The organism is Flavobacterium niveum (assembly GCF_055231775.1).
Genome location: NZ_JBUYSX010000002.1, coordinates 473845 through 499435 on the forward strand (window position 1 = coordinate 473845; position 25591 = coordinate 499435).

Below are 25591 nucleotides of genomic sequence, written 5' to 3' on the forward strand. Positions count from 1 at the left end.
GTTAATATTGTTTGGGATTACGGGCCGTATGCCTTACGGCCAGGATATGGATTTCGTCGGCAAGTATTTTGTATGAAATACGATACTTATAAACTTCGAAAGCATGATAGCTGCCGTCGTTATGAAGCTTGTAAATGTCTAAAGGATACATCAGGCTGTTAATGGAAAGCGCTGAAACATGGCTATAAATAGTGTAAACAACTTTATCTGCAATGGCTACAGAGCTTGAAGTGTTCGAAATATATTCATGGATATCACTAAGGTGTTCCAACGCAAAGCGCGACCAGGTTACCTTTTTCCCCATCGCTTTATAATTTCGGCTACTTCTTCATGGCTAAAGGAATCTCCGTTGCTGATATCGTCTTCAGCACGTTTCAGTTCAAGGTTATATTGCTCAACAGACAGGGGTTCAGAAACAACAGACGGATGGTGGCTGTGGTATTGCTCCACAACGTCATCTACTGCTTTCAGCAGGCTTTCGTCGGCCATGCTGATTTCCTGTATCAGCTTTTCCCTTAGTTTTATAGCTTCCATTATTGCTGCTTTTTATACCAAATATAGCACATTTTTACATTATTCCCCCGAAAGGGAGCTATCGTGTGGACACATCTTCGCGACTTCGCGGCTTTGCGAGGAATTTTCTACCACAAGGTGCACAAAGTTTTTTCACAAAGGGCACAAAAGACATAAATTATGCTTAATACGAACACGAAGGCTTTCCTTTGGAAAGCAAAAAAGTCCACAAAGCGATTTGTGTCCACACGATAGCCAAAGGGAGGGGTGGTGCATTACCGCACCACCTTAACCCACTGGCCTTTGGTCCTTGCCACATAATTGTTATCATACATGGCCTCTGCCTGCACACCCGGCAGGTAATACGTACCCGCATAGCTGGCATTGAGCAGTATCCTGAAGGTACGGCTCTCGTTCGGCTTCATGCTGAAGTAGAAATTCGTGCGGTCGTCGCGTATATCGGTATAGTCCACCTGGTTTTCGGCAAAGCTGCCAAAGTCGGTAAACCTTGTGTTTACTATCTCCCATCCGCTTGGTATAATCTGCGTCAGCGCAATGTTCTCCACACGTTCACCTTTACGGTTGCCTACGGTAACTTCGGCTACAAACTCGGTACCCTGCGAAAGCGTAGAAGGGTTAATCACTTTACCGGCACGGTCCTTAAACACTATAGACGAACTCAGGCCGCGCTGTTCGGTTTGCTCCTGGCCTACAGGCAGGATGCCGCTGTACACCACCTTTACATACAGGTTGCCCTGCTTGTTGTTGCGCAGCGTCACCTTATTATTGGCAGTCACATCCAGCACGCGGTCGGCAAAGGTCTTGGCAGTTTTTACCGAACCGCTCTTACCGTTAGACGTATACGCTATGTCAATACCTTTCTGGCCGTTGCTTTGCGCAAACTTACTCATGCTGTACAGGCAGTAGGCCGTGGTTTGCGTACTCATCCACTGGTTGCTGCTCATCTGCTTGGCAAGTTTTGTAGCCAGGTTAAAGGCGCGTTCTTTCTCGCCAAGTACAATCAGCGTTTCCAGTGCCATGGCCCTGTTACGCTCCGGCGAACCGTAATAATAGTAGCTGTATTCATTAGCCTCATCGAGTACACTTTGTGCTAAAAGCTGCTGGCCAACGCCTTTTTGCCCGGCCAGTGCATAAGCCGCAGCAAGGCGCAGTTTGGCCTCATTGCCGATGCCCGGTGTTTCGCGCAGCCTGTTCATCGATGAAAGGTCAGCCGAACCGGCCAACGCAAGTGTATACAGCCTGTAAGCCTGCTCCATATCATTATGGTTGCCTGAAGTATAGCGCCATTCGCGTGCGATGTTTTTCTGGTAATTCAGCCACTGTTTTTTCATGTTAAGCGGCAGGGCATAACCTTTTTTCTCGGCTTCTACAATAAAATGCCCCGCGTAACTGCTGCCCCACTCATCGGGTTCAGGATTGCCCGGCCAGTAGGCAAAGCCACCGCTGCCGGTCTGGAAGTTTTGCAGCTTTTTAATGGCCGCCGTTACATACTTCTGTATTTTGTTTTTACGGTTTTGGTCAATGTCGGCAATGTCGCCCAGGTACAACTGCGGGAATACCGATGAGGTAGTCTGCTCCACGCAGCCGTGCGGGTACTGTATCAGGTAATCGAGCCTGCGGTTAAAGTCGATACTCGGGAACGACGATACCTCAAGCCTTGCCTTGTTGCTGCCTGCCACGCCAAACGGTTGCCAGTCAATAGTAGCCGAACCGCCCGGTTTCAGTACAATTTCCTTAAACGAAGTGGTAACAGGGTTCGGGTTCATTACATCCAGCTCCACATCGTAGCTGGCGCGTTCCTTACCGCTTATCGCCGAAACGGTGACTTTACCTATGCCCAGTGTATTCGGCACTTCAAGGTCAAAATACACCACTTTTTCATCGGGCTGGGCAAAGCTCACTTTTTGCGAAGCCGTTCCGATAATTTTCAGGCCATTGTTGGTTTTCAGTTGTACGGTTACATCTTTTATCTGTTTTTCCATGGCAAATACCGTTACCGGAAGCGATACTTTTTCGCCCGGTGTTACCTTGCGCGGCAGCGAAGCCAATAGCATCAGCGGGCTGCGTACCGGTGTGGTCTTTTCGGTACTGCCGTATGCGCTGGTTTGGTCATCAGCGGCTACCACCATGGTACGCACTGAGCCAACATACTTAGGCAATTGCAGGGTATGTGTACGGCTTTGGCCTTTTTCCAGTTTGAATGGGCCGTAGTACATTACTACCGGCTTAAAGCGGTTGGCTTTCTTCGCCTTGCCGCCGCCCATATCGGCATCACCACCGATGCTGAATACCTGGTTTACTTTACCGCCATACGCACCTATTACCTGGTCGTATACGTCCCATGTTTTTACGCCCAGCGCTTCTTTGGCATAGAAAGCCGTCCAGGCATCCGGGGTTTTAAAGCGGGTAAGGTCCAGCAGGCCGTCGTCTACCACGGCTATGGTATAGGTCATGGCATGGCCGCGTTTCTCGCTTACTTTTACAGTGGTTTTCTGTTCAGGGCGCAGTACATCGGGCATGCTTATTTGCGGTTCCAGTACTGTCGATTTATCCACCACCTCTATCGGCACTATGCCGTACAGGCGTATCGGTGCATCATTTTTGGTGGATGCATGTGGCTGAAGCAGCGTTACGTGCACATATACGTTTGGTGCCAAATCGCCTGTTATTGGTATTTGCAACTGGGTTTCGCCTTTCTTGGTTTGTGCCCAATAGGTTTTTACCACTTTAGTACCGTTTTCCAGTGAAACCAACGCACGGCCTCCCTCACTCGAAGGGATGGATATGGTGGCCTTTTCGCCTACGGCATATTTCTGCTTGTCGGTAGTAAACATGAGCATGGCGGCTTCCTCGCCGGTTGTGGCACGGCTGCGCCCGCTCCAGTACGGATAGTCGATAAGCACGGTACCCCCCGCCGAGTGGCCTCCCTGAACATCGGTAACGCGTACCAGGTAGTTACCCCATTCTTCTTTATCTGTACTAAAGTTAAAGGCAGCCTTACCGTCGGCACCGGTCATAAGCAGGGTAGTATATACAGGTGTATTGCTCACGGCATTGCTGTAGGTAGATACGCCGTTGTTACCGGTATCCCACCACCAGCGCCACTCTACTTTGTATACTTTGGCTTCCAGCTTGCGGCCTGCGCGTGGTACGCCGTTAGCATCTACAGTTGCGGCTTCAAAGCGGTTGCTTTTGCCGGTTTCCAGCATGCCGTATTTGTTCGGCTGCGGCATACGCACACCCACATAGGTATCGTAAGGCGAATAGCTCGCCGAAACCACATCGGTACTAAAATCGCCGCCTTTTTCATACGCTTTGGTAATGATGGCCGCCTTCAGCATGCCCGGTGCGCGGGTTTGCAGCTTAGGCTCCACACTCACCTGGGCGCTTCCGGTTTCGTCTACGTTGCCTGAGAAGATATTCACCTCCTCTGTACCGAAATCCTGTGCAGGGTCGTCGAACACATAGTTAGTATAGCCCTTAAACGTTGTGGACTGCTGCATGAATTTGGCCTGCATTTCTACTTTCAATCCTTTGGCTACTGCACCGTGCAGCCATGCTACGCTTACAGTGGCGTTGTTCTTTTTATTGGCAAAAAGCATGTGCCCGTCAAAGCCGTTCTTTATCTTGAGCCTGTTCGGTTTTATGGTTTCTATCTTAACCGCCTTATAGAAATGCGCCCCGCCGACTGATACCATGGCTTCCCAACTGCCCGTAGGCGCGCCGGTTTGGGTGGGTACTATAAAGGTATAATGGTTCAGGCTGTTGCGCGGCTGTACAGCCTGATGCATCATTTTACCGTTCGGGTCGCTCAGGCGCAGTTTTACAGGGTGGGTAGAGGGCAACTTGCTCTCCTTGTCGTTCAGGATAAAGCTGAGGTACAGCGTGTCGCCCGGCCTCCATACGCCGCGTTCGCCATAAATGAAGCCTTTAAGACCTTTTTGCAACTCAGTGCCGTCTATATCAAAGTTACTCAGCGAAAGCGTGTAGCCTTCCTGTAACTTTATGTAAGTAGTATTACTGCCTTGTTTTATAATGGCAAAATACGGCTTGCGGTCGCTGTTAAGGGTAACGGTACCCTCATTGTTCGTTTGGCCCGAAGCCACTTTTTGCTGCTGGTAGTTGTACAGCGTCACGCTGGCACCCGCTATGGGTTTGGTAGAGGTAATGCTGGTCACGGCAAAGAAGAAGCTGTTGTTCTTGCCTTTTTTTACAATAACACCCAGGTCGCTGGCCAATACATTGGTTTCTACCTCGCGGTCGTAATAGTAGGAGTTGCTGCACGGGTTTTCGCGCTGGTCCCAGTCATAATCTTCGTGATAATAATCGTAGTCATCGTATTCGGTAAAATCCTCTTCCTCGGCTTCATCGTCACCCGATTCCTCTTCACTATCCGCACTGTCAGTGGCAGGTTCCTCGCCATCGCATTGGTACAGCGAGTACGACCTGCGCATGGATAGTTTTATGTGGTAAATAGCGCCCGGTTCGGGTTTTACCAGTTTCGATAAGTCGAGTGCAAAAGCGTTCCATTTGCCGTAGTTCAGCATTTTGTTACTGTTCAGTACCAGTTTGGTCTTGGCTACGGGCAATGCCACATCACGCAGGCTGTAGCCGCTTTCGCTTATATCGTTGTCCTGCAAAAACTGCATTACATTGCTTTCAAATATTCTGTAGACCCGCACGTCTACGGCGCTGAGGTTTACGGCCTCAAAGTTCAGTTTCAGGTTGCTGCTGGCAGGTAGTATGGTGCCGTTTTTGGCAAAGCGGACCTGTGGCGCCAGCTGTTCAAACAATACCTTTTCAGAAAAGGTGGTTTTGGTCTTATAGCCTTCGGTGCTTTCTATTCCCTGGAAAACTTCGACCAAAAAGTTCCCGTTCAGCGGCTCGGCAAAGTATGCCTTAAGCAGGTTGCCCTCGGTAGAAAATGTGATGCCCTTAACGGTTTCTACCGCTACAAGCCCGCTAAAATCCTGATCCTTCCGCACAGGGTCAGAGAAATTGATGAGCAGCGTCTGGTTATCGCCCTCGGCGGCCTGTACGCTCATTACCTTAAAGTTGTCCTTGCCGGGTATGGTGTACTCAGTGCTGCCTTCCTGCTCTATGTTATAAGGCTTGCCGTTCCAGCTTATGGTAATGTTGCTGTCCTTCGCCTCACGCTTAATGCCGTCTATAACAAAGTTAAATTCGGCATTGCCCTGCATGGTGCTTACAAGCTTCACTTCAAGCTTACGGTCGTTTTGTGTGGCGGTAATCAGCTTTTCGGCAATTTTAGTGTCCAGGTTGTCGGCACTTTTCAGGGTAACATTCAGGTACTGGGTGTCGCGGTCATAGCTTTGCAGGTCGTTTGGCGTTACCATAAAATCCTGTTTCAGCGTTTTCACACGGAATTTAAAATCACGCAGGTTGTCCGGCACCTTAATGAATTTAGAGAGGTGCAGGGTTACATAATACTCCTTGTCGTGCTCCAGCCGTTTATCGGGACGGAAGGCAAGGGTGTTGTCGGGTAAAAGGGTTACTTTCCCTTTTACGGCAGGCGAAATGCTGAAGTAATCGCTGCTGAGCTCCTGGTCCTGTACCCATTCGCTTTTGGTGAAGGCGAGCCCCACGAGGATGTCGGCCTTAGTGGAAATGACCCCGGAGGAAAAATTTGTGATGTAATCGCGGTAGAGGGAGAAATCTGAGTCGAACTCAGGGCCTGCATCGTTTTGGCAGGCATTAAAAAACCATGTGATGGCCGCAAGGCAGCACACCAGTTTTAGTGTTTTCATGGCGCTGGTCTGTGAAAGGTTAAGGTCGTTTTTTTAAATTTTTGGTTCCCAAGAAGATTGTGTGGCACGCGGGGCACGGGGGCGTTTTACGGAAGGGAACAAGGAGGTACGGCAAATGAGGGTGCGGCCCGCAAAAGCAATACAGAACAACCTTGTGAACTTATTAAAAACCTTTGTGAACCTTGTGGTTTTTCAACCCTCAATTTTTGCTATAACTACGTATAGCCGATAAATATTGTGTGAAGTTAATAATTTTTTTTTCACAAAAACAAGAGGGCGTAAAACTTTGGTTTTCATTAAGATATTTGTAAGAATAATCATTGCTTAAAAGGTGATTATTTAGCGAAGTATTTTTTACCACGAGGGGCACAAAGGTTTTCACCAACGGCACAAAGCTTTATGTATAAAGCTTGTTCCAAGCTGCTAAGTACACAAGGCATGACGTGCCAACCTTGTGTCCCCAATCCCGATAATCGGGATTAAAAACGTAGTGTAAAATGAAATTATACGACTTGCTTTGTGTACGTTGTGAAAAGACGTGGTGGGCTTTGTGGTGAAATTTTAAAACGAGCGAATTACCTCCTCCGTTTAAAAAAATCCTTCATCAGGGCGCTGCATTCTTCTTCCATAATACCGGTAATCACCTCGGTTTTCGGGTGGAGTTTTCCTCCCATGGCAGTGTAGCCCCGGTGGGTATCGTGGGCGCCATATACTATGCGGCTTATCTGGCTCCAGTACAGGGCACCGGCGCACATTTGGCAGGGTTCTAAAGTGATGTAGATGGTACAGTTAGTAAGGTATTTACCCCCCAGGTAGCCTGCGGCGGCGGTAATGGCCTGCATTTCGGCATGGGCGGTAACATCGGTAAGCAATTCGGTAAGGTTGTGTGTTTTGGCAATAACGCGGTTGTCTACCACCACCACTGCACCCACAGGTATTTCGCCTTTGTCAAAAGCAGCTTGCGCTTCCTGGTAGGCTTTCTTCATAAAATACTCGTGGGTAAAGGGGTTTTCCATAGTGGTTACTTGCGTATTATTTTTTGTACGGCAGTTTTGTCACCGTCTGATACGTGCAGCAAATATACGCCTGAAGCAAAAGATGACAAGTCTATTTTTTCGGGGATACCGTTAGTGCGGTACAATATTTTCCCTGTAGTATCGGCCACTGAAACCTGTGCATTTGCAGAAAAACCTGCAGATGCTATATGCAACGTACTGTCAAATGGGTTAGGGTAGGCGGTAAGCGGTGTTTTCTGGTTTTCTATTATACCTGCTGTACCTTCTGTAAGCCTCATTACGCAGCCTACAGGGGCATCGCTATACGATTCGAACCAGCCGCCTATCAGTATTTTGCCATCGGCCTGTACCTGGAGGTCTATAATCTGGTTGCCGATATTTACACCGGTTTGGTATTCGTAAAGGCTCCCGTCAGTGTTAAAACGTTGCAGGTAGCGCGTTACACTGTCGTCATTTTCAAAATCAATGTACGAATCGTGGAAGGTTCCGCCTACTATAATTTTACCGTCGGCTGCTATACCTACTGTAAAACCTATAACCGTATCGCCTGTAGGAGGCACAAAGCTGTCGTCTACAGAGCCGTCGCTGTTAAGGCGTGCCAACTTGTTCCTTGTAATGCCGTTAAACGAATTAAAGTTGCCGGTAATAATGTATTTGCCGTCGGGCTGTACAGTAAATCCACGTACAATACCCTGGGCACCGGTACCGGTATTAAAAGTAGTGTCTACGGTACCGTCGGCATTCAGCCTTACAATGCCGCTTGCCACCTGTCCGTTAAACGTGCTGAACTGCCCCGTAACCATAATTTTTCCGTCGGCCAGTACATAAGCGTGTGCAAACGTGGCATCATTGTCAAACAAGGAGCCTGCAAACGTAGTGTCTAAAGAGCCATCGTGGTTCAGGCGGATAAGGTGGTGGTACTGCACGGCTTCCCATCCGAAGGTAGAAAATATGCCCGATACTATATATTTATCGCCCTGCCTTGCCACAAAAGCGATGTCTCCATAGTAGTTGGCCATTTGCGGCATGTTAAAAGTGGTGTCTGTGCTACCGTCGGTATTAAGGCGTTTTACCACGCTGTTCATGGCGCCAAATACTATTTTGCCGTCCTCATCTTCGGCTACGCTGCCTACGAGCCAAGGAGCAGGTTCGGCGGTAAAAGAAGTATCGGTACTGCCATCGGCATTAAGGCGTACAAGCTGGTTGGCTGGTTGTCCGTTAAACTGGGTAAACTGCCCGCCTACGATTATTTTACCATCAGAAAGCTGGCGGTTTACATAAACATACTTTACGTTACCGCCCTCGGTTGTGCCTTCCGCACCGGTACCGGGGTTAAAGGTTGTGTCGGCTACAAGTGCCTGGGCAAAAAGCGTTGCAGAAAACCCCGATAACATCAGGGTGAAAAGTGTTTTTATTTTCATAGCAATTGGTTTGTATTAGGGCAAAAATAGTGTTTCCTGTGGTGTAGATGTCACGAAATCATTATATTTAACAAATAAAATTGCTGAATATCCGTTTAATCAAAAAATCAATCTTGCTATGAAAAGAATTTTTATCCCAGCATTTGCACTTGCAGTGGCTGCGGTTTCCATACATTGCGAAGCCGATGACCCTACCGCCCTTAACGAATCGCTAATGGCCGGCGATACGCTGGCCGATACCACCGGCGTTTATGACAGCGTATATTATGACTCCATTGCTGTAATAGGCGATACGCTCGATGTTGGTGTTTCCGATACCATAAATTTCCCGGGCGACAGTGTAGTTGTGGGTGAACCGGGCTGGACCGAACCGTACCCCGGTGAAGAGAACCCCGGCGGCACCCCAACAGATTCGGTAAATTTTCCGTCTGATTCTACGGCTGTGGGCTGGAGGATAAAAGGAAGGAAATAAACACACTGTATGCCAGGCCATACACGAAATATACTATTACCCGCGCTGTGCATTGCAGCCGGGTATTTTTTTATTTTTTTTTCCTCGCAAAGACGCAGGGTCGCAAAGTTTGTAACCGGAATTAGTATTCTCCTGAAATGTTTTATAAGCCGCTAACCTTTGCGACTTATCAATCACTTAATATAGTAGAGAGAAGGTAATCCCAACTTTGCGCCTCTGCGTCTTTGCGAGACATCATTCTTCTGTTGTCATAGAATAGAAAGAGGTAAAATAAACCCTGATAATTTCCGTTTTAAAAAATAAAAGCCAACCGTACATGAAACCCTTAAACATTTCTATACCAAAGCCCTGCCATGAAAACTGGGATGCCATGACTCCCGAAGACAAAGGACGTTTTTGCGGCTTGTGCCAAAAGACTGTTGTCGACTTTACCACAATGGATAATGTAGGGGTGGCCAATTTCTTTGAGGAGCATAAAGGGCAAAAAGTGTGTGGGCGTTTCCGTAACGAGCAGCTTACCCAACCCGAAAAGCCGTTGCTGCCACCGGCATTGGTAAACCGTATAGCCCGCAGGCCGCTGAGCAGTATACAGATGTTTGCCCTGGCACTATTGGTGTGTATGGGTACCACCCTGTTTAGCTGCAATAAAACTACAGGAGAACCGGCGTCTGTAGAGCAGGAACAACCTACAACAGGTACTGCAGTGTTTCACGGTGGAGGTGAAGATGAAAATACGGTATTAAACATTGAAGAACCAAAAATACCTGCTGCAAAACCTAAAGACACGGTGACTACTATAGTAGAACCTCCTAAAATGGACGAAGGTATGATTATGGGAGATGTTGTATCCCCACCTGTAGATACGTTAAATGTCCGTTAATAAAAGTCTGATACTTAAAGAGAAAGCCTCCATATTGGAGGCTTTTATATGCAATATTATGCGGCTTTAATGGGTACGCAGCTTGTCGTACGAATGTTCCAGCAGGTGTTTCATTTTGTCCAGTGCACCGGCTATGGCTTTTTCTACAGATTCTGCTTTGCAGGCTGTAGTTTGGTTCGGTCGGCCGTTCAGGCGCGCCTCTACGGTACATTCCTTATCGGGCGAACCCTGCTTTGCACCACTGTTGTGGCATTTTACATGTATTTCCAGCGTAGTAATCTGGTCTTCAAAACGTTTTAGTTTTTCAAGGGCTACTTCACTCCAGTAGCCGTCTTTACGGCCTCCGCCGTCTATGTGGTTGTCTGTATTTAAATGTACTTGCATAGCTTTTACATTTTTAAAGTTCGAATTTTAAAGTTACGGCTTTTTACTTTTTCTGTACCTAAAATTAGCATCAACTTAGCACTTGGGGCATGATTTTTATCATCACAAAATATTTTTTAATTTTGTACCGTTTGGTATATTTATTGATTACCTTTGTGTTATGACTAAGGCTGAAAAAACAAAACAGTTTATTATAGAGAAAACCGCCCCAGTGTTTAACCGCAAGGGGTATGCGGGTACGTCTATATCAGACCTTACCGAAGCCACCGGCCTTACCAAAGGCAGTATCTATGGCAACTTCGAAAACAAGGATGAGGTGGCCCTTGCAGCTTTTGACTACAACCACCGCAGGGTAGTAAGCCGCATCAGCGAAAAGTTGGGTGGCAAGCATGCATCTGCAATGGATAAGCTGAAAGCCTATATATCGGTATATGCCGAAATGCCTAAAGATGCTATACTGCAATACGGTTGCCCGGTACTGAATACCGCTACCGAAGCCGATGACACCCACCCCGAGTTGCGCAAAAGAGCCCAGGTTGCAGTACAACTCTGGAAACGAAATGTGGAGAACATTATTAAGGAAGGGCAGGAGCAAAAGGAAATACGCAAGAGTGTAGATGCTGCCGAATTTGCCTATGGCTTTATTGCCGTTATAGAGGGCGGTGTAATGCTGTGGAAGCTTACCGGTAACAATGATGTGATGAATGCAGCTCTTAAAGTAGCCAAACGTATGGTGAACGATGTGGCTAAATAATTTTTTTGAATAATATTATACCGATTGGTATTATTAAATATAACATTCGGTATTTTTAATATAAAGTGTTTATGGATACAAAAGAAGCGGCCTTTTTACGGCAGTTTATAGGAAAAGAGGTGGAAGGTTCGCCCTCACGGTTCATGAACTGGCTGAAGCCGGTACTGCTTAAAGTAGAGGAAGGCAGTATTGCGTTCCAATACACCATACGCCCGGAAATGGCAAATCCGTTCGGTACGCTGCACGGCGGGATTACCGCAGCGATTATAGACGATGCCATGGGCGCAACTTTAATAGCTTATGGCGAAAAAGTTTTCCATGTTACCGTAAATTTGTCCGTTGATTATTTTGCCGCAGCACGTGTGGGCGATATAGTCATTGCCGAGACACAGGTGGTGAAAAAAGGCCGCCAGATAGTAAACATCCATGCCGATGTATGGAATGCCGACAGAACAAAACTGTTGGCCAAAGGATATTCGAATCTTATAAAAACTGACATAAAATGAAAAGAGTTGCAGTAACCGGCCTTGGCGCCATAACCCCGCTTGGTAATTCTGTTGCCGAGTTTTGGGAAGGCATTGTGGGCGGTAAAAGCGGCGCAGGCCCCCTTACCAAGTTTGACGCCTCTAAATTCAAAACGCGTTTTGCCTGCGAGGTTAAGGGCTTTAACGGCGAAGATTACATTGAAAAGAAAGAACTGAAGAAATACGACCTGTACACCCAGTATGCCATAGCAGCCACAGAAGAAGCCCTGCGTGATGCGGGCATCGACTTTGCGGCCATGAGTGCAGAAGAGCGTTATGATGTGGGTGTAATATGGGCTACCGGGAACGGTGGTATCGGTACATTTGAAGAACAACTGAAAGAGTTCCACTCCGGTGACGGTACACCGCGCTTTAACCCGTACTTCATCCCGAAGATGATTGTAGATATTGCTGCTGGTGTACTTTCTATACGTTACGGGCTGCATGGGCCTAACTACGCTACGGTTTCGGCCTGCGCGTCGAGTAACTCGGCCATCATTTCCGCTGCCGATACCATCCGTATGGGCAAGGCTACCATAATGATTACCGGCGGTAGTGAGGCTGCGCTTACACCATCGTCTATAGGCGGGTTTGGTGCGGCACAGGCATTGAGCAAAAACAACGACAACCCTGAAGGAGCCTCGCGCCCGTTTGATAAAAGCCGCGACGGTTTTGTAGCAGGTGAAGGCGCGGGTTCGCTGATTCTGGAAGAATGGGATCATGCTGTGGCGCGCGGCGCTAAAATTTATGCTGAGCTTATAGGCGGCGGTATGGCTGCCGATGCGTACCACCTTACCGGTACCCCGGCTGATGGCCTTGGCGCCATACTGGGCATGAAACGCGCCCTTAAAGAAGCGGGTATTTCACCGGCTGAAGTGGCTGGAGCGGGCTATGTAAACGCGCATGCTACCTCTACACCGCTGGGAGACATTGGTGAACTTACCGGTATTGCTACCGTTTTTGAAGGAAATGATATTACGGTTACGGCTACCAAAAGCATGACGGGCCACCTGCTGGGTGCTGCCGGTGCTGTGGAGAGCATCATCAGTATACTGTCGCTGCGCGATGGTATTATCCCCGGCACAATCAATACGGAAGTGGATAACCTTGACGACCGCATACCGGCCAATGCCAAACTGGTTATCGGCGCAAGCCAAAAGGCTGACTTAAAATACGTACTGAACAACACCTTTGGCTTCGGTGGGCATACTGCCAGCAGCCTGTTTAAGAAGGTGTTGTAAGAAGCTGCTGAGACGCTGAGTCCCTTAGATACTTAGTCTTGAAGATATAGTGCCCCGGTCAATTTAGCCGGGGTATTTTTTTGCCAAAAATGTTCCCTTGGTTGTATTTTTGCCAATTCGTGCAATTCGTGGCAAAACGATTTTGCCTGCTACAATTTGCCAAAAGTTTTGCATCTTTGTAGTAATATCAATTTTTATGCGCGGCTTACTCTTTTACATACTACTGTTTTTTTCGGTAACGGCACTGGCCCAGGACACTGATGCCGTAAAAAAGCTTGACTCCATTGTGCCCGACCCGCATTACCGCGAAGACCAGTTCTATGCCTCCATATCATACGACCTTATCAACCAGAAGCCTAAAGGATATTCGCAATACTCAGTACCGGTGGGGCTTGCCTTTGGTTTCCTGCGCGATTTTCCTGTAAATAAGGCCCGTAACAAGGCTATTGCCATAGGTGTTGGTTATTCGTATTCTAATATGAAGCATAATTTTGTGGTGCAGGAAGCCGACGGTAAAACCAATTACAGTATTATCTCTAAAAGCGAATTCGACAAAAACAAGCTGGTGCTGCACTACCTTGAAGTGCCGTTGGAACTCCGCTGGAGGACAAGCGATTCTGTAAGCCACCAGTTTTGGCGCATATATACCGGGGTAAAGCTGAGCTACCTGATTTACGGCAAGGCACAGTACGAACCTGCGGCCAACAAAAGCCTGGAGGTTACCGGCGACCCGAACCTTAATAAGGTAATGGGCGGTGTGTACGTGGCAGCGGGCTACAACACTTGGAATTTTTATGCCTATTACGGTTTTACGCCCCTGTACGAAAATGCCTTTATGGACAGCGGTGCCAAAATAAACATGCACCCCATAAAGCTGGGGCTGATGTTTTACATACTCTGATGCTATCGCTTAGATTATTGGATTTTTAGAAAACTTCACTTGTTCTCTTTAAAACCTTTTCTAACGGGAAGGGTGGGCTTCACTTGCTTTTAATCTTCAGATTATTGGATTTTTAGGTTCTTAGATTTTTTTGGAGAACTTCACTTTTTCCCCTCCCCAGCCCTCCCCAATGGGGAGGGAGCAGCTTCACTCGGTTTTTAAAGTACCTAACTATCTAAGATTCCAAAAATCCAACCATCCAAAAATCTAAATTCCTTTCTTACCCTACATCAATTTTTAGCAATCTGTATAGCCGGAACTTTGTCCTGTGATTAAGGCTAAGTAACTCAGCGGCTCAGAAGCTTTTCTTACCACACATCAATTTTTAAGAACAGTAGGCGACGGAAATTTGTCTTGTGATTGAGAAGGTGCTGAGTTACTAAGATGCTTAGATTCTAAGAATCTCAGAGACTAAAGGGTCTGATTAATAACCATAAAGCAATTGTATTAAATAAAAAATAAGTCACCAATTCATTTAAAAAATTAGAGTCATGAAAAAAGTTTTGATTATTGTTTCGAATGCCAATGTTATTGGCCCAAACAACAGGAGGACAGGTACCTTTTTACCTGAAGTGGCACACCCTTATGCCGAATTTGACCGTGCCCATTACCAGATTGATTTTGCAAGCCTTAGCGGCGATACCCCTTACCTTGATGCGCTGAACCTTGCTGCCGACCCTGACAACCTTAGCTTCCTTACAGGACAAGGTTGGGCCGATATGCAAAGAGCCCGTAAGCTGGGCGATGTAGATGTAAAAGGTTATGATGCCATATTTGTACCCGGCGGCCTTGCCCCGATGGTAGATATGCCCGAAGCACCGCTGCTTAAACAGGTAATTGCCGAAACTTACGAACGCCAGGCTGTAGTGGGTGCTGTGTGTCACGGCCCGGTATCGTTGCTTAATGTGAAACTTAGTGATGGCAGCTATATTGTAAACGGCAAAAACATAGCTTCGTTTACTAATGAAGAAGAAGATCACTACGCCGCTGACGATGTGCCGTTCAGGCTGGAAACCGCCCTTGTAGAACAGGGAGCTATATTCCATGCTGCTGAACCGTGGAGTGCTAACAGCATAGCCGACGGTAACATAGTAACCGGCCAAAACCCGGCTTCAGCCAAAGGCGTTGCCGAAAAAATGATTGCCATACTGGAGGCTTAATTCTTCAGGGAGTCCTTTAAAAACTAAAATCCGGTTAGTAACACACTAACCGGATTTTAGTTTTTTATCAAGAGCTGACTTCGAGTTTATATCCTTTGCCACGCACAACAACGATATTTATGTTTGGGTCGGGTTCCAGTTTTTTCCTGAGTTTTGATATAAACATATCCAGGCTGCGCCCTACAATAACGCCTTCATCTTCCCATATTTCTTTTTGCAGCCTGCTCCGCTCTATAACCTGGTTAGGGGATGCTGCGAAAATGAGCAACAGGCGCGTTTCGGTTGCGGTAAGGTCTGTGGTTTTTTCGTTTATTATAAGTTGACGTTCACCGGCATTAAATACAACCGTCCCGAACGTAAATGTTTTGGTGTCCTTACTGTCGGGTGTAGTCTTGCGTGGTTTTACAGCCCTCGAAAAAATAAAACCAACAATTGCTACTATCGGCAGGCTGCCCAGCAGGTACTTGTTAGGTGTAGTAATTACGGTTGCGGGTTTAAATGTGATGTTAATCATGTAACATCCCTTGGGTTGCTCCCTTTCTGTACAGCCTATAATATCATCTTTTGTGCTTTTCGATATGCTATATCCGTAGGCTATACTGTAATCAGAGCAGTTCAGTACGTTAACTATATAGTCACCGGCAATGGGATTGTTTTCCAGCAAACGCCTCGTAGTATTCACCAGTGAATCGGTTTGAAAAGTAAATTCATTCTCAAACCGTATACGGTATTCATTTTCTGCAATCTTTTCTACAGGTAGCACCCGCGATGTACTGTCGCCCGATTGCAAGAGTATTTCATGTCCCACTTTACGCAGTAAAACTTCCCTTTTGGCAATGTCAAAATCGTCATTGCCACCCATACCGAAAGCCGCGCAGATTATGACAATAAGCGTGAGTGCTGTCAGTACGGACAGGTACCTGCGGTTCGCGGTAAATAGGTTTCGGCGGTTAAACATGCTGTTTACTGTTTATTTACAAAGTTTACATTTTTATTTACAATCCTGATACTTAAGCCCGGAAAATATCAAAGTAGCTTCGCTGAGCCAATCCGGAAATCCATATACATATTTTGTATTGCCTGTTTCCGCAGCTGTTTGTCACATATTATTAATCAATATAATTTTTAGAGTATGAACAAGAAGTTATTAATTACACGCTTAGTTTTAATTATTGCCCCTTTTATCTTTGGTTGTGGAGGGCCGAAAGAAGAGAATAAAAATAATGCATTGGCAAGTTCTGTATCTGTGGGGCAAAAATATAATATAGATACCAAGGCGAGCAGTGTTATGTGGAAAGGCTCCATGTCAATTGGCCCTAACTCCCACACGGGCTATGTTTATATATCAGGAGGGAACCTCGTGATTGAAAACGGGCAAATTGTAGGCGGCATAGCCGAAGTGGACATGAATACGATGGAAGATGAAGCCCATAGCAGGGATAATGGACTTGTAGATCACTTAAAATCACAGGACTTTTTTGATGTTGAAAAATTCCCCATTGCTACATTCGCTTTTACTAAAGGTGTATCAACAAATGGCGGCGGCAAGCAAATTACAGGGAACCTTACCATTAAAGGGATTACGCATCCGGTTGCTTTTCCTGCTAAAGTAGAAGTAAAGGGTGGTGTAATTACGGCAAGTGGAACGCTGGTTATAGACCGGACAAAGTGGGGTGTTATTTACCAGTCGGGGAAGTTTTATGATCTTTTGGCTGAAAAGACGATGTCTGATTCTATTGAATTTCAGATTAATGTTGTAGCGAAGAAATAAGCGCTTTGCGCTAATTATAAAGCCATATAAACCACAGCCCCACCTGCGGAACCATGCCCAGCAGTGTGCCGATAAGCAGTTCGGTGCCTGTATGGGCTTTTTCCTGTAGGCGCGATGTAGCCACATACCCGCAGCAGATAACCATAATGGCAATGACTGCTACCAGCCGTATGTGGTAGTATACCGAAAGGCTGATGATAAACAGCGTAAGTGACGATACGGCCAGCATGTGCAGGCTTGCCTTTACATGGCGGAGGACTAATACCAGTGCCCCCATATAACTGATGAGCAGCCCCATGAAGTAGTAGTATAGTTCCTGTATGCTAAATTCGCTGAAGTTGTATTCTATAAGCATAAACAGCAGCAGGCAGTTTATGGCCAGTGGCAGGCGGCGCTCTTTTTTATCGGCCAGCATCTTACTTTTTATGTAGCCCATAGAGCGCAACAGGTAAAATACCGATACCGGCAGCAACACGGTAAGTATAAGCACCTGTATAAAAATCAGGTACAGTTCGTGGTTGTACAGGTATTTGCCTGCCAGTAAAAAGTAAAACAGCGTGGCATATACCGGTATAAACAACGGGTAAAACAGATAAGAAAAGAGGCGGATGAATTTTTCCATGCCTTATATTTTCTTGCGCATGCGGGCAACAGGGATGTCCAGTTGCTCGCGGTATTTGGCTATGGTACGACGTGCTATGGGGTAACCGCGTTCTTTCAGTATGTCAGCCAGCTTGTCGTCTGGCAGGGGTTTGCGTTTGTCTTCTTCGCCTATAACGGTTTGCAGGATTTTTTTAATCTCAATGGTACTTACGTCCTCGCCCTGGTCGTTTTTCATGGCTTCGCTAAAAAACTCCTTAATCAGCTTGGTGCCATAAGGTGTTTCTACATACTTGCTGTTTGCTACACGGCTCACAGTACTGATGTCCAGTCCCACCATATCGGCAATATCTTTAAGGATCATGGGTTTCAGTCGGGCCTCGTCACCATCCAAAAAATACTCTTTTTGGTATTCCATAATGGCATTCATGGTCACAAAAAGTGTTTCCTGCCTTTGGCGTATCGCGTCGATAAACCATTTTGCGCTGTCCAGCTTTTGCTTTATGAACTGCACGGCATCTTTCTGCTGGCTGCTTTTCTGGCGGCTGTCCTTATAGCTTTGCAGCATTTCCTGGTAGTCCTTGCTTACGTGGAGCTCCGGTGCATTACGCCCGTTTAGCGAAAGCTCCAGTTCGCCGTCTACTATCTTGATGCCAAAATCAGGTACTACGTGTTCTATGGGTTTGGCATTGCTTTCGTAAGCCCCGCCCGGTTTCGGGTTAAGGCGTTCTATTTCATCTATGGCACGGCGCAACTCGTCCTGCTTGATGTCAAATTTTTGAAGCAGTTTGTCGTAATGCTTTTTAGTAAAGGCTTCAAACTGGTCTTCAATAATTTTTATGGCAAGTTCTATGGATGGGGTAGGGGTTTTGCTTTTTAGTTGCAGTAGCAGGCATTCCTGCAGGTCGCGTGCGCCCACACCCGCCGGGTCCATCTGGTGGATAAAGTGTAGCACATGTTCTACAGTAGCCTCATCGGTGTAAATACCCTGGGTAAACGCCATGTCGTCTACAATATCGGCAATACTGCGGCGAATGTAGCCGGTGTCGTCTATACTGCCCACGAGGAACTCGGCGATTTCGCGCTCGTCGTCGTCCATTATAAAGGTGTTCAGCTGGTCCAGCAGGCTTTGGTGGAAGCTTACTGTAGCGGCAAACGGCAGCGAACGGTCGTCATCGTCGTCGCTGTAGTTGTTTGCCTGAAGCTTGTACCCGGGAATTTCGTCGTCGCTAAGGTATTCGTCAATGTTTATTTCGTCGGCATCAATACGGTCGTTGTCATAATCATCGTAGTCGTCATACTCGTCGTTGCTGCCGTATTCGTCCTGGTCGTAGTCATACTCGTCTTCCTTACCGCCTTCCAGCGCAGGGTTTTCCACCATTTCTTCCTTAAGGCGCTGTTCAAAAGCCTGCGTAGGCAGCTGAATCAGCTTCATGAGCTGAATTTGCTGTGGTGAAAGTTTTTGCGATAATTTTAACTGTAGGTTTTGCTTGAGCATGGTAAACGTTGACTTTTGTACAGTATAAAGGTACAAAAAACGGTTTTTGCCAGCGGCGTTTTTTTAGAAAAAATTAATACGAATAAAAATTGGGTATAATTTTTGAGGAGAGGGCCTTTATTGGTCGGATATTCATTTATCTTAATACTCTGCAGAACGCGGAGTACTATAAATTGCGATTTGGGTCGTTTATTTTTGAAGGACTTTGTCTAGTGTCAAATACATCTGTGATAATGATTTCTTGGTCAACAATTTTGTAAACTAATTTGTAGTGGTTTTTTACAAGATAACGGTGGTCTTCATTTTTTGGACTCAACAATAATTCTTTTTGATAGGCTTCATAATTTTTAAGAAGCCTGCGGCTTTCCAAAATTAAACCATCACGAATTTTTGATGCAATCTTCTTGTTGGCAACTTCATTGTAATAATCGAAGATTGACTTTAAATTATCTATTGCAAATTTAGTCCAGGTAACCTTCATTCATTACCAGTTTTTTACCTCTTCTTCAAGCTCTTCCAAACTCATTACTCGTCCGGCTTCATAGTCTTCATTAGCTTTTTGGGCACGGGCAATCATCTCCTCTTGTGTAAAAGGGTCTTGTGGTTCATTGCTTTTTATCAATGATTCAATTTTGTCAAATACCTTTTCATCGGTAACATGAAGGAGGTATTCTATAAGATTTAATTTTCTTGCTTGTAAGTCCATAGCATTTTCATTTGTATCAAAGATAATAAAAAAGGCATTACAATGTAAACTGTAATGCCTTCACTATATTGCGGTTGTCTTTTAAAACTCAGCGTTCTGCGGCGTCCTTGGGAACGGAATCACGTCGCGGATGTTACCCATACCGGTTACAAACAGCACCAGGCGCTCAAAGCCAAGCCCGAAACCGGCGTGCGTAGCCGTACCGAAACGGCGGGTATCCAGGTACCACCATAGTTCTTTTTCGTCGATGCCCAGGTCGGCAATTTTTTGTTGCAGCACCTCAAGGCGCTCTTCCCTTTCAGAGCCACCCACAATTTCACCAATACCTGGGAACAGGATGTCCATAGCACGTACGGTTTGCCTGTCTTCGGCAGTGTTGTCGTTCAGCCTCATGTAGAAAGCCTTGATTTTAGCCGGGTAATCGTACAGGATTACAGGGCACTTAAAGTGCTTCTCCACAAGGAAACGCTCGTGCTCGCTCTGCAGGTCGGCGCCCCATTCTTCTATGATATAGCTGAATTTTTTGTTCTTGTTCGGCTTGCTCGCTTTCAGGATGTCAATGGCCTCAGTGTAGCTCACGCGCTTGAATTTATTTTCAAGCACAAAGTTCAGTTTCTCAAGCAGGCCAAGTTCGCTGCGCTCAGCAGTAGGCTTGGTTTTCTCCTCATCGGCAAGGCGCTGGTTAAGGAATGCAAGGTCATCGGCGCATTTGTCAAGTGCATATTTTATAACGTACTGAATGAAATCTTCAGCAAGATCCATGTTGTCGTCCAGGTTGTTAAACGCAACTTCAGGCTCTACCATCCAGAACTCGGCAAGGTGGCGGCTGGTGTTACTGTTCTCTGCACGGAATGTAGGCCCGAAGGTATATATCTGGCCCAATGCCATAGCAAAGGTTTCACCCTCAAGCTGGCCACTTACGGTAAGGTTGGTCTCCTTGCCGAAGAAATCCTGCTTGTAGTCTACCTTGCCTTCTTCGTTTAGCGGCGGGTTGCCCACAGGAAGCGATGTTACCTGGAACATTTCGCCTGCGCCCTCGGCATCACTACCGGTAATGATTGGTGTGTTTACATACACAAAGCCCCTTTCCTGGAAGTACTGGTGAATGGCAAACGACAGTACCGAACGCACCCTCATAATAGCGCCAAACACGTTAGTGCGCACACGAAGGTGGGCATTTTCGCGAAGGAACTCCAGTGAGTGTTTTTTAGGCTGCATCGGGAATTTTTCCGCGTCGCTGTCGCCTAGTATTTCAAGTTCTTTTACCTGGATTTCATACTTCTGGCCGGCACCCTGGCTGGGTACAAGCGCACCTTTTACCGCTACGGCAGCACCGGTGGTAAGGCGTTTCAGGGTTTCAGGTGCGGTGTTTTCAAAATCAACCACCGCCTGTATATTATGAATTACAGACCCGTCGTTTATGGCCAAGAACTGGTTATTCCTAAAGGTTCTTACCCATCCTTTTACAAGTACATCATCAATCGGCTTGGCGCTGTTCAGCAGGTCTTTAATCTTTGTCAGTTTCATTTTTGTTGTAAATTAATCCTCTTGTTTAGAATTATGTGTTGCAAATGCCTGCAAATGTAGTAAAAAGCGTTTTTTTTGCTGCCACGAATTTCACGAATTTTCACCAATGAATATCCCTGCGGCTAAAAACGGTACCTTTGTGCGGTAAACAAAATGATATGAACTGGATATTACTGGTTATTGCAGGCTTGTTTGAAGTAGGTTTTGCATCGTGCCTGGGCAAGGCCAACGAAAGCACGGGCATGGTAGCCAAATACTGGATGGGCGGGTTTTTCCTGTGCCTGACGATAAGTATGGTGCTGCTGTACAAAGCCACGCAAACCGTACCAATAGGTACAGCCTATGCGGTATGGACGGGCGTTGGCGCAGTTGGTACGGTGTTGGTGGGCATCTTTGTGTTTAAAGAACCTTCAGATTTCTGGCGTCTGTTTTTCCTTACTACGCTGATTGCTTCAATTGTAGGGCTGAAGTTTGTGTCCCATTAGGAAAAAAATCCGGGCTGTTATTTAATCTTAACAAATTCAAATCTGTCTGCCCTGCTGTCATACATGTCTTTTGCAGATGAAGCGGTCATCACATTACCCTCTGTTTTAAAATCAAAAAAATATCGGTTTAATAAAAAGTTTTCGATTTTTACATTCGGGTCGCTCCTGAATGTCTTAAAACTTTCCCTGCTGTTTTTTGATTTCGAAAAACTGAAATCCTTAAAGGTTAAACGATTTTCCTTATCCCTTTTGCAGGCCGACTTAAAGTACAGAGTGTCTTTAGCCATTGTGGTGTCCCAACCCAGCAACGTTGCTTCATCTTTAGTAATCTTCAGGTAATAATTTGCCATAAAAGAATTGGAATTGCTTACCCAAATTCCCTCAGCTATTTCTGTTTTCGGGGCATTAATTAATGCGGTGAATAGTAGGAGGAATGTGTATTTCATGGGTGTGTTTTTTTAAAAATTTTATTGCTACAATAGCGGGTTGAGGTTTATGTTGCATTAGGAGTATTTCTCTTGAGATTAAATTATTATTTAATTCTCTCTCAATAATCTTTTGGACCATTCTTCATTTATTTCGGCAAGCCTGCTCCTCTTTATTCCAGTTGGGTTTAGTAAAGAGGAGAATTCCGAGTGGTTTAATGATGTTGATAGGCGATAAGCGAGAAAAATCGATGTGAGATTATTTAGACTGATGGTTTCTCGGAATACTCTTTTTTTATTTATATTTCCAGTTTTTAATTTCGATTCTGCTGCACTTTTCATATCCTCGGGAGGTAAGTCTTCAAGCCGTGCAGCTTCAGCCCAAAGTAAATCAATCAAAATTAAACAGCGTCTTCTTAACCCATCGTGATAGATTAGCCAATTTTGTATTTCTTTTCTTTTTTGAAAATGTTTTTTATCAGAATCACATGGATGGGTAAAAAAAATAAGACTATACTTTGGGTCTAAAATCTGTCTCAGGGGTCTGCTTTGGCGTAAGAATTCGGTTCCGAAGATTGGATAGATATCCGATACAGTCAGATGTCCCTGTAATATCCTGGTTGATATTTCGCCCAATGTGCCAAATACTTTGTGGGCACTTTCTAAAGACCAAATTGTAGGGAAATCATTTTTATTTAATTTGAGTTTAAGTTTTTCAATTGATTTTTTATCAAGAACTTGGTAATACTCATCTTTATCTCGACCAATGAAAACTAATATACCCCAATCTTTTTTCAGTGTGCTCCATAAGTTTCTATATTGTTCCGTTAAAGCAATACGAGTATGTTTCTTTTGAGATTTTAAAAAAATAATTTGAATCGCTCCAAAAATTAACAGAGTGATATTAATAAATGCAGTTAGGTACTTCTCGTTCATTTTATTTAGTTTGGAAGGTTAATTTAATTAGAGTAATATTATTAAAAATCCTCAACAAAAACATCAGGAAAACCCCTAAAACAAATTCAGTACATATGATACCTTAATCGAAATATTCTTGTCAAACTGTGGTAGCTGGTAGGGACCATAGCGGTAAAAGGCGGTGAATCCAAGCCCTTTAAAAATTTCGTTTAGTTCCATGCCGCTTTCGTAGTAGCCTTTTTCCAGGGTGTTAAAAGGCAGGCCAAGGTGCTCTTCTTTATTGTCCAGGTTACCCCACGCAAAACGTGTAACCAACATGGGCGAAAGCTTCAGGCTGCGGTATATGGTAAAGCGCGTAAAGCCGTGCTTCAGCTGCACCGTAACATAACGGTTGCTGAAGAACTCGTTAAAGTACATGGTTTCAAAACTGTTTTTACCGGCCAGGGTTATACGTTCCAGTATGCCGTCTTTCAGCAGGCTGTTTGGCGATGTGCTGTACAGGTGTGTAAGCGGTGTGTTGCCACTGGCCATACCGGTTTGTATCAGCGCATTGGTAATCTGCCCATTCAGGAATTTCTTCTGCACCTCCATCCTCAGGTCGATTTTATCAAAGCTGAGGTCGCCGTCCCAAATCCCCTCAAACGCCTTGGTGTACTGGAAGGCAAATTTCGGGTAACGCTTGTCGGTCTCTATGCGGCCCTCGGGGGTTTGCATAAAATCGCTAAACGGGTTCCATTGCAGCGATACCGATGTCATGGTAAGGTTAAACAGTGTGTAGGGGTGTCTGTCCGGTATGTACACATAGCCAAATTTCGGGTCGATGCGGCTGTGGGTAAGCTGCCACATGCTTTCGGTATACGGTATTATCTTGGTTTCTATATAGCCCTGCCAGGTTTGGTGGTTGTAAAACGTGGAAATGTTTATGGGGCGCGGGTCGTATATTTTAAATACGCGCTTGTCTGTAGCAAAGGAGGTGCTGCCTATCTCACGGATGTCATCGGTAAACGAAGCGCCTATCCACGAGTTGGAGAATTTACCCAGGCGCAGTGCACTGCCCAGGCTGTATTTAAACTTACCGTCTTTAGTACCATAGGCGCCGTACCCGCTAATGCGGAAGGTTTCGGCAAAGCGGTTATTGGTAATACCACCCAGCCCCACGCGGAAGCCCTCGTAGTTGTTGTATTTTATAATCTGCCTCAGGTCGGCATCAACAGCGCCCAGCGGTAGGTAGCCGTTAATGATGCGTTTGCCCAAAATAATGCGTTGTTCCCAGTTTTCCTTGGCCACAAGGCTGTCCAGCGCCATATAGGTAGTAAGGCTGCGGCTGTCGAGCGTATCGTTGCGGAAACGGTTCCAGTATTCATCGGGGCGGCTTATGGCTTCTTCCCGTATTTCGGTCTGCACGGCCTTACGACGTATGGTAACGGGGATGTTAAACTCCTTGTCAAAATTATGCGCTTCCGAATACAGGTATACGTAGTCCGAAGGTTCTTTCTTGCGGTTAGGGTCCTGTGTGTCTACGGCGTCAAACTTTATGGTTTCGCCCAGTATTTTTATATCCTGCTTGTTGTTACCCTTGGTTATCTTCAGTGTTTTACGCTCAGGGAACCAAAGTTCCTGGTCTTTTTCAAATTCAAAGTAGTGGATGGAGGTAATGTCCAGCACGTCCTTTACGCGGAGTATGGCTTTGGCAACGCCAAAAGTATGGCGGTCTATATACAGCACACCCTTCAGCTTCTTCTTTACGCTGCGTTTTGCGTCAAAATAAATCATGTAAGTGGGGCGGCCGTTAACGCTTACGGTGTCCAGTATTTTGTAGTTGTATTCGTTAAAGGCATCGGCAGAGAGCGGCCCTGCGTATTTGGTTTCAAATATCTCGATATCATCGGTATAAATGGAGTACGATTGCAGCGTAAGGCCGATGAACTCATATAACGGCTTTTTAAAACCGGCCATGCGGGTAGCCAGTACGATTTCCTTGAGCCCCTGGCCTTTGCCATAGCTGAACTCCGATACCTTCTCGGTTTGGTACAGGTGCTGCCGGTCTATAATCTTCTTAAATTTATAGGTAGCCGAATCTATCTTTTCTACCAGCCTGCCTGCCTTCTCGTACTGGAATACCGTATCTATACGGCTTTGTATGGAGTCGGGGTTGGCGGTTACTATAAGTCGGTCGTAGGTTTTGTAGCGGTAGCTGTCCAGTTTACGTTGCGGGTCGTTTACGGGCTTGCGCCTTATGGCCTTGCCTATAATATCGTGTGCGGGGTTTTGGGCGGTTATTACCACTTCGTTTAGTGTGGTAGCTTTAGAAGTAAGCAGTACCGTATAAAAAAGTATGCCTTCTTTCAGTTTTGTCTTTTTAGGCGAATACCCGGTATAGCTGGTGGTAAACTCATTGTCAAACTCGGTAAGCACAATCCTGCCGTCTACATCGGCTACGCTGTTTTTACCCATGCTGTTTATGGTGGCAAAGGGCAGCGGCTGCTGGGTAGCGGCATCCTTTACCGTTATGGTAATGGCGTTTTGCGCCCCCATGGAGAGCGTAATAAAGAAAAGCAAAAACGAAA

Annotated in this window: 24 protein-coding genes; 9 read left to right on the forward strand and 15 right to left on the reverse strand. The window is 45.9% G+C overall.

Translation table 11 applies throughout. The features are described from left to right. Window position 1: 1 nt before the first annotated feature. The 5 genes from ACZIX4_RS07525 to ACZIX4_RS07545 all read right to left on the reverse strand — a co-directional run bounded on the left by ACZIX4_RS07525 (window position 2) and on the right by ACZIX4_RS07545 (window position 8739). A complete protein-coding gene (locus ACZIX4_RS07525) occupies window positions 2-304 on the reverse strand; it encodes a type II toxin-antitoxin system RelE/ParE family toxin (RefSeq protein WP_463335004.1) in 303 nt (100 codons plus the stop codon). After that, on the reverse strand, window positions 289-534 hold the full coding sequence (locus ACZIX4_RS07530) for a hypothetical protein (protein ID WP_463335005.1): 246 nt from the start codon (window positions 532-534) through the stop codon (window positions 289-291). Before ACZIX4_RS07530 ends, ACZIX4_RS07525 begins: the two co-directional genes overlap by 16 nt. Window positions 535-788: 254 nt before the next feature. Further along, a complete protein-coding gene (locus ACZIX4_RS07535) occupies window positions 789-6302 on the reverse strand; it encodes an alpha-2-macroglobulin family protein (protein WP_463335006.1) in 5514 nt (1837 codons plus the stop codon). Window positions 6303-6877: 575 nt separating this feature from the next. Further along, window positions 6878-7318, reverse strand: coding sequence for a nucleoside deaminase (locus tag ACZIX4_RS07540; protein WP_463335007.1), 441 nt, complete (start codon window positions 7316-7318; stop codon window positions 6878-6880). Window positions 7319-7323: 5 nt separating this feature from the next. Beyond that, the gene (locus tag ACZIX4_RS07545) at window positions 7324-8739 is read right to left on the reverse strand and encodes a T9SS type A sorting domain-containing protein (RefSeq protein ID WP_463335008.1); all 1416 of its coding nucleotides are present in this window, start codon (window positions 8737-8739) and stop codon (window positions 7324-7326) included. A 118-nt stretch (window positions 8740-8857) separates the two neighbouring features. Here ACZIX4_RS07545 and ACZIX4_RS07550 point away from each other — a divergent pair, with 118 nt between their 5' ends. Both ACZIX4_RS07550 and ACZIX4_RS07555 read left to right on the forward strand, forming a co-directional pair. After that, the gene (locus tag ACZIX4_RS07550; RefSeq protein ID WP_463335009.1) at window positions 8858-9211 is read left to right on the forward strand and encodes a hypothetical protein; all 354 of its coding nucleotides are present in this window, start codon (window positions 8858-8860) and stop codon (window positions 9209-9211) included. A 316-nt stretch (window positions 9212-9527) separates the two neighbouring features. Then, complete coding sequence (locus ACZIX4_RS07555; RefSeq protein ID WP_463335010.1) at window positions 9528-10091, forward strand: hypothetical protein; 564 nt, start codon at window positions 9528-9530, stop codon at window positions 10089-10091. A 66-nt stretch (window positions 10092-10157) separates the two neighbouring features. Here ACZIX4_RS07555 and ACZIX4_RS07560 read toward each other — a convergent pair whose 3' ends face one another. Further along, the gene (locus ACZIX4_RS07560; RefSeq protein WP_463335011.1) at window positions 10158-10475 is read right to left on the reverse strand and encodes an HPF/RaiA family ribosome-associated protein; all 318 of its coding nucleotides are present in this window, start codon (window positions 10473-10475) and stop codon (window positions 10158-10160) included. A 160-nt stretch (window positions 10476-10635) separates the two neighbouring features. On the opposite strand from ACZIX4_RS07560, the gene ACZIX4_RS07565 reads away from it, so the two are divergent. The 5 genes from ACZIX4_RS07565 to ACZIX4_RS07585 all read left to right on the forward strand — a co-directional run bounded on the left by ACZIX4_RS07565 (window position 10636) and on the right by ACZIX4_RS07585 (window position 15094). Continuing rightward, window positions 10636-11229: a TetR/AcrR family transcriptional regulator gene (locus tag ACZIX4_RS07565; RefSeq protein ID WP_463335012.1), complete on the forward strand. Its 594-nt coding sequence runs from the start codon at window positions 10636-10638 to the stop codon at window positions 11227-11229. Window positions 11230-11300: 71 nt separating this feature from the next. Then, window positions 11301-11735: a PaaI family thioesterase gene (locus ACZIX4_RS07570; RefSeq protein ID WP_463335013.1), complete on the forward strand. Its 435-nt coding sequence runs from the start codon at window positions 11301-11303 to the stop codon at window positions 11733-11735. Next, a complete protein-coding gene (fabF, locus tag ACZIX4_RS07575) occupies window positions 11732-12994 on the forward strand; it encodes a beta-ketoacyl-ACP synthase II (RefSeq protein WP_463335014.1) in 1263 nt (420 codons plus the stop codon). The genes ACZIX4_RS07570 and fabF overlap by 4 nt, the downstream gene beginning before the upstream one ends. A 196-nt stretch (window positions 12995-13190) precedes the next feature. Next, window positions 13191-13895 carry a porin family protein gene (locus tag ACZIX4_RS07580; protein WP_463335015.1) on the forward strand — a complete coding sequence of 235 codons (705 nt, stop codon included), beginning with the start codon at window positions 13191-13193 and terminating at the stop codon, window positions 13893-13895. A gap of 530 nt (window positions 13896-14425) precedes the next feature. Next, window positions 14426-15094: a type 1 glutamine amidotransferase domain-containing protein gene (locus ACZIX4_RS07585; RefSeq protein WP_463335016.1), complete on the forward strand. Its 669-nt coding sequence runs from the start codon at window positions 14426-14428 to the stop codon at window positions 15092-15094. A gap of 67 nt (window positions 15095-15161) precedes the next feature. Here ACZIX4_RS07585 and ACZIX4_RS07590 read toward each other — a convergent pair whose 3' ends face one another. Beyond that, a complete protein-coding gene (locus ACZIX4_RS07590) occupies window positions 15162-16052 on the reverse strand; it encodes a winged helix-turn-helix domain-containing protein (RefSeq protein WP_463335017.1) in 891 nt (296 codons plus the stop codon). A 174-nt stretch (window positions 16053-16226) separates the two neighbouring features. Between ACZIX4_RS07590 and ACZIX4_RS07595 the strand changes: the two genes are divergently transcribed. Beyond that, window positions 16227-16865: a YceI family protein gene (locus tag ACZIX4_RS07595; protein ID WP_463335018.1), complete on the forward strand. Its 639-nt coding sequence runs from the start codon at window positions 16227-16229 to the stop codon at window positions 16863-16865. A gap of 10 nt (window positions 16866-16875) precedes the next feature. On the opposite strand, the gene ACZIX4_RS07600 is transcribed toward ACZIX4_RS07595, so the two are convergent. The 5 genes from ACZIX4_RS07600 to asnS form a co-directional block, all read right to left on the reverse strand. Then, window positions 16876-17487, reverse strand: a complete 612-nt coding sequence (locus tag ACZIX4_RS07600; RefSeq protein ID WP_463335019.1) for a hypothetical protein — start codon at window positions 17485-17487, stop codon at window positions 16876-16878. Between the two features lie 3 nt (window positions 17488-17490). Further along, entirely contained in the window at window positions 17491-18963 is a 1473-nt protein-coding gene (gene rpoN, locus ACZIX4_RS07605; RefSeq protein WP_463335020.1) for an RNA polymerase factor sigma-54, read from the reverse strand. Between the two features lie 166 nt (window positions 18964-19129). After that, the gene (locus ACZIX4_RS07610) at window positions 19130-19444 is read right to left on the reverse strand and encodes a type II toxin-antitoxin system RelE/ParE family toxin (protein ID WP_463335021.1); all 315 of its coding nucleotides are present in this window, start codon (window positions 19442-19444) and stop codon (window positions 19130-19132) included. 3 nt (window positions 19445-19447) lie between these two features. Further along, window positions 19448-19669 carry a hypothetical protein gene (locus ACZIX4_RS07615; protein WP_463335022.1) on the reverse strand — a complete coding sequence of 74 codons (222 nt, stop codon included), beginning with the start codon at window positions 19667-19669 and terminating at the stop codon, window positions 19448-19450. Between the two features lie 81 nt (window positions 19670-19750). Further along, a complete protein-coding gene (gene asnS / locus ACZIX4_RS07620) occupies window positions 19751-21196 on the reverse strand; it encodes an asparagine--tRNA ligase (RefSeq protein ID WP_463335023.1) in 1446 nt (481 codons plus the stop codon). Window positions 21197-21354: 158 nt separating this feature from the next. Here asnS and ACZIX4_RS07625 point away from each other — a divergent pair, with 158 nt between their 5' ends. After that, a complete protein-coding gene (locus ACZIX4_RS07625) occupies window positions 21355-21681 on the forward strand; it encodes a DMT family transporter (RefSeq protein WP_463335024.1) in 327 nt (108 codons plus the stop codon). Window positions 21682-21698: 17 nt separating this feature from the next. Here the strand turns inward: ACZIX4_RS07625 and ACZIX4_RS07630 are convergent, their stop codons facing one another. The 3 genes from ACZIX4_RS07630 to ACZIX4_RS07640 all read right to left on the reverse strand — a co-directional run bounded on the left by ACZIX4_RS07630 (window position 21699) and on the right by ACZIX4_RS07640 (window position 25559). Beyond that, the gene (locus ACZIX4_RS07630; protein WP_463335025.1) at window positions 21699-22127 is read right to left on the reverse strand and encodes a hypothetical protein; all 429 of its coding nucleotides are present in this window, start codon (window positions 22125-22127) and stop codon (window positions 21699-21701) included. Window positions 22128-22217: 90 nt separating this feature from the next. Further along, window positions 22218-23042 (reverse strand): hypothetical protein, encoded by an 825-nt coding sequence (locus ACZIX4_RS07635; protein WP_463335026.1) that lies wholly within the window; start codon window positions 23040-23042, stop codon window positions 22218-22220. Window positions 23043-23117: 75 nt separating this feature from the next. Then, window positions 23118-25559 carry a DUF5686 family protein gene (locus ACZIX4_RS07640; RefSeq protein WP_463335027.1) on the reverse strand — a complete coding sequence of 814 codons (2442 nt, stop codon included), beginning with the start codon at window positions 25557-25559 and terminating at the stop codon, window positions 23118-23120. Between the last annotated feature and the right edge of the window lie 32 nt (window positions 25560-25591).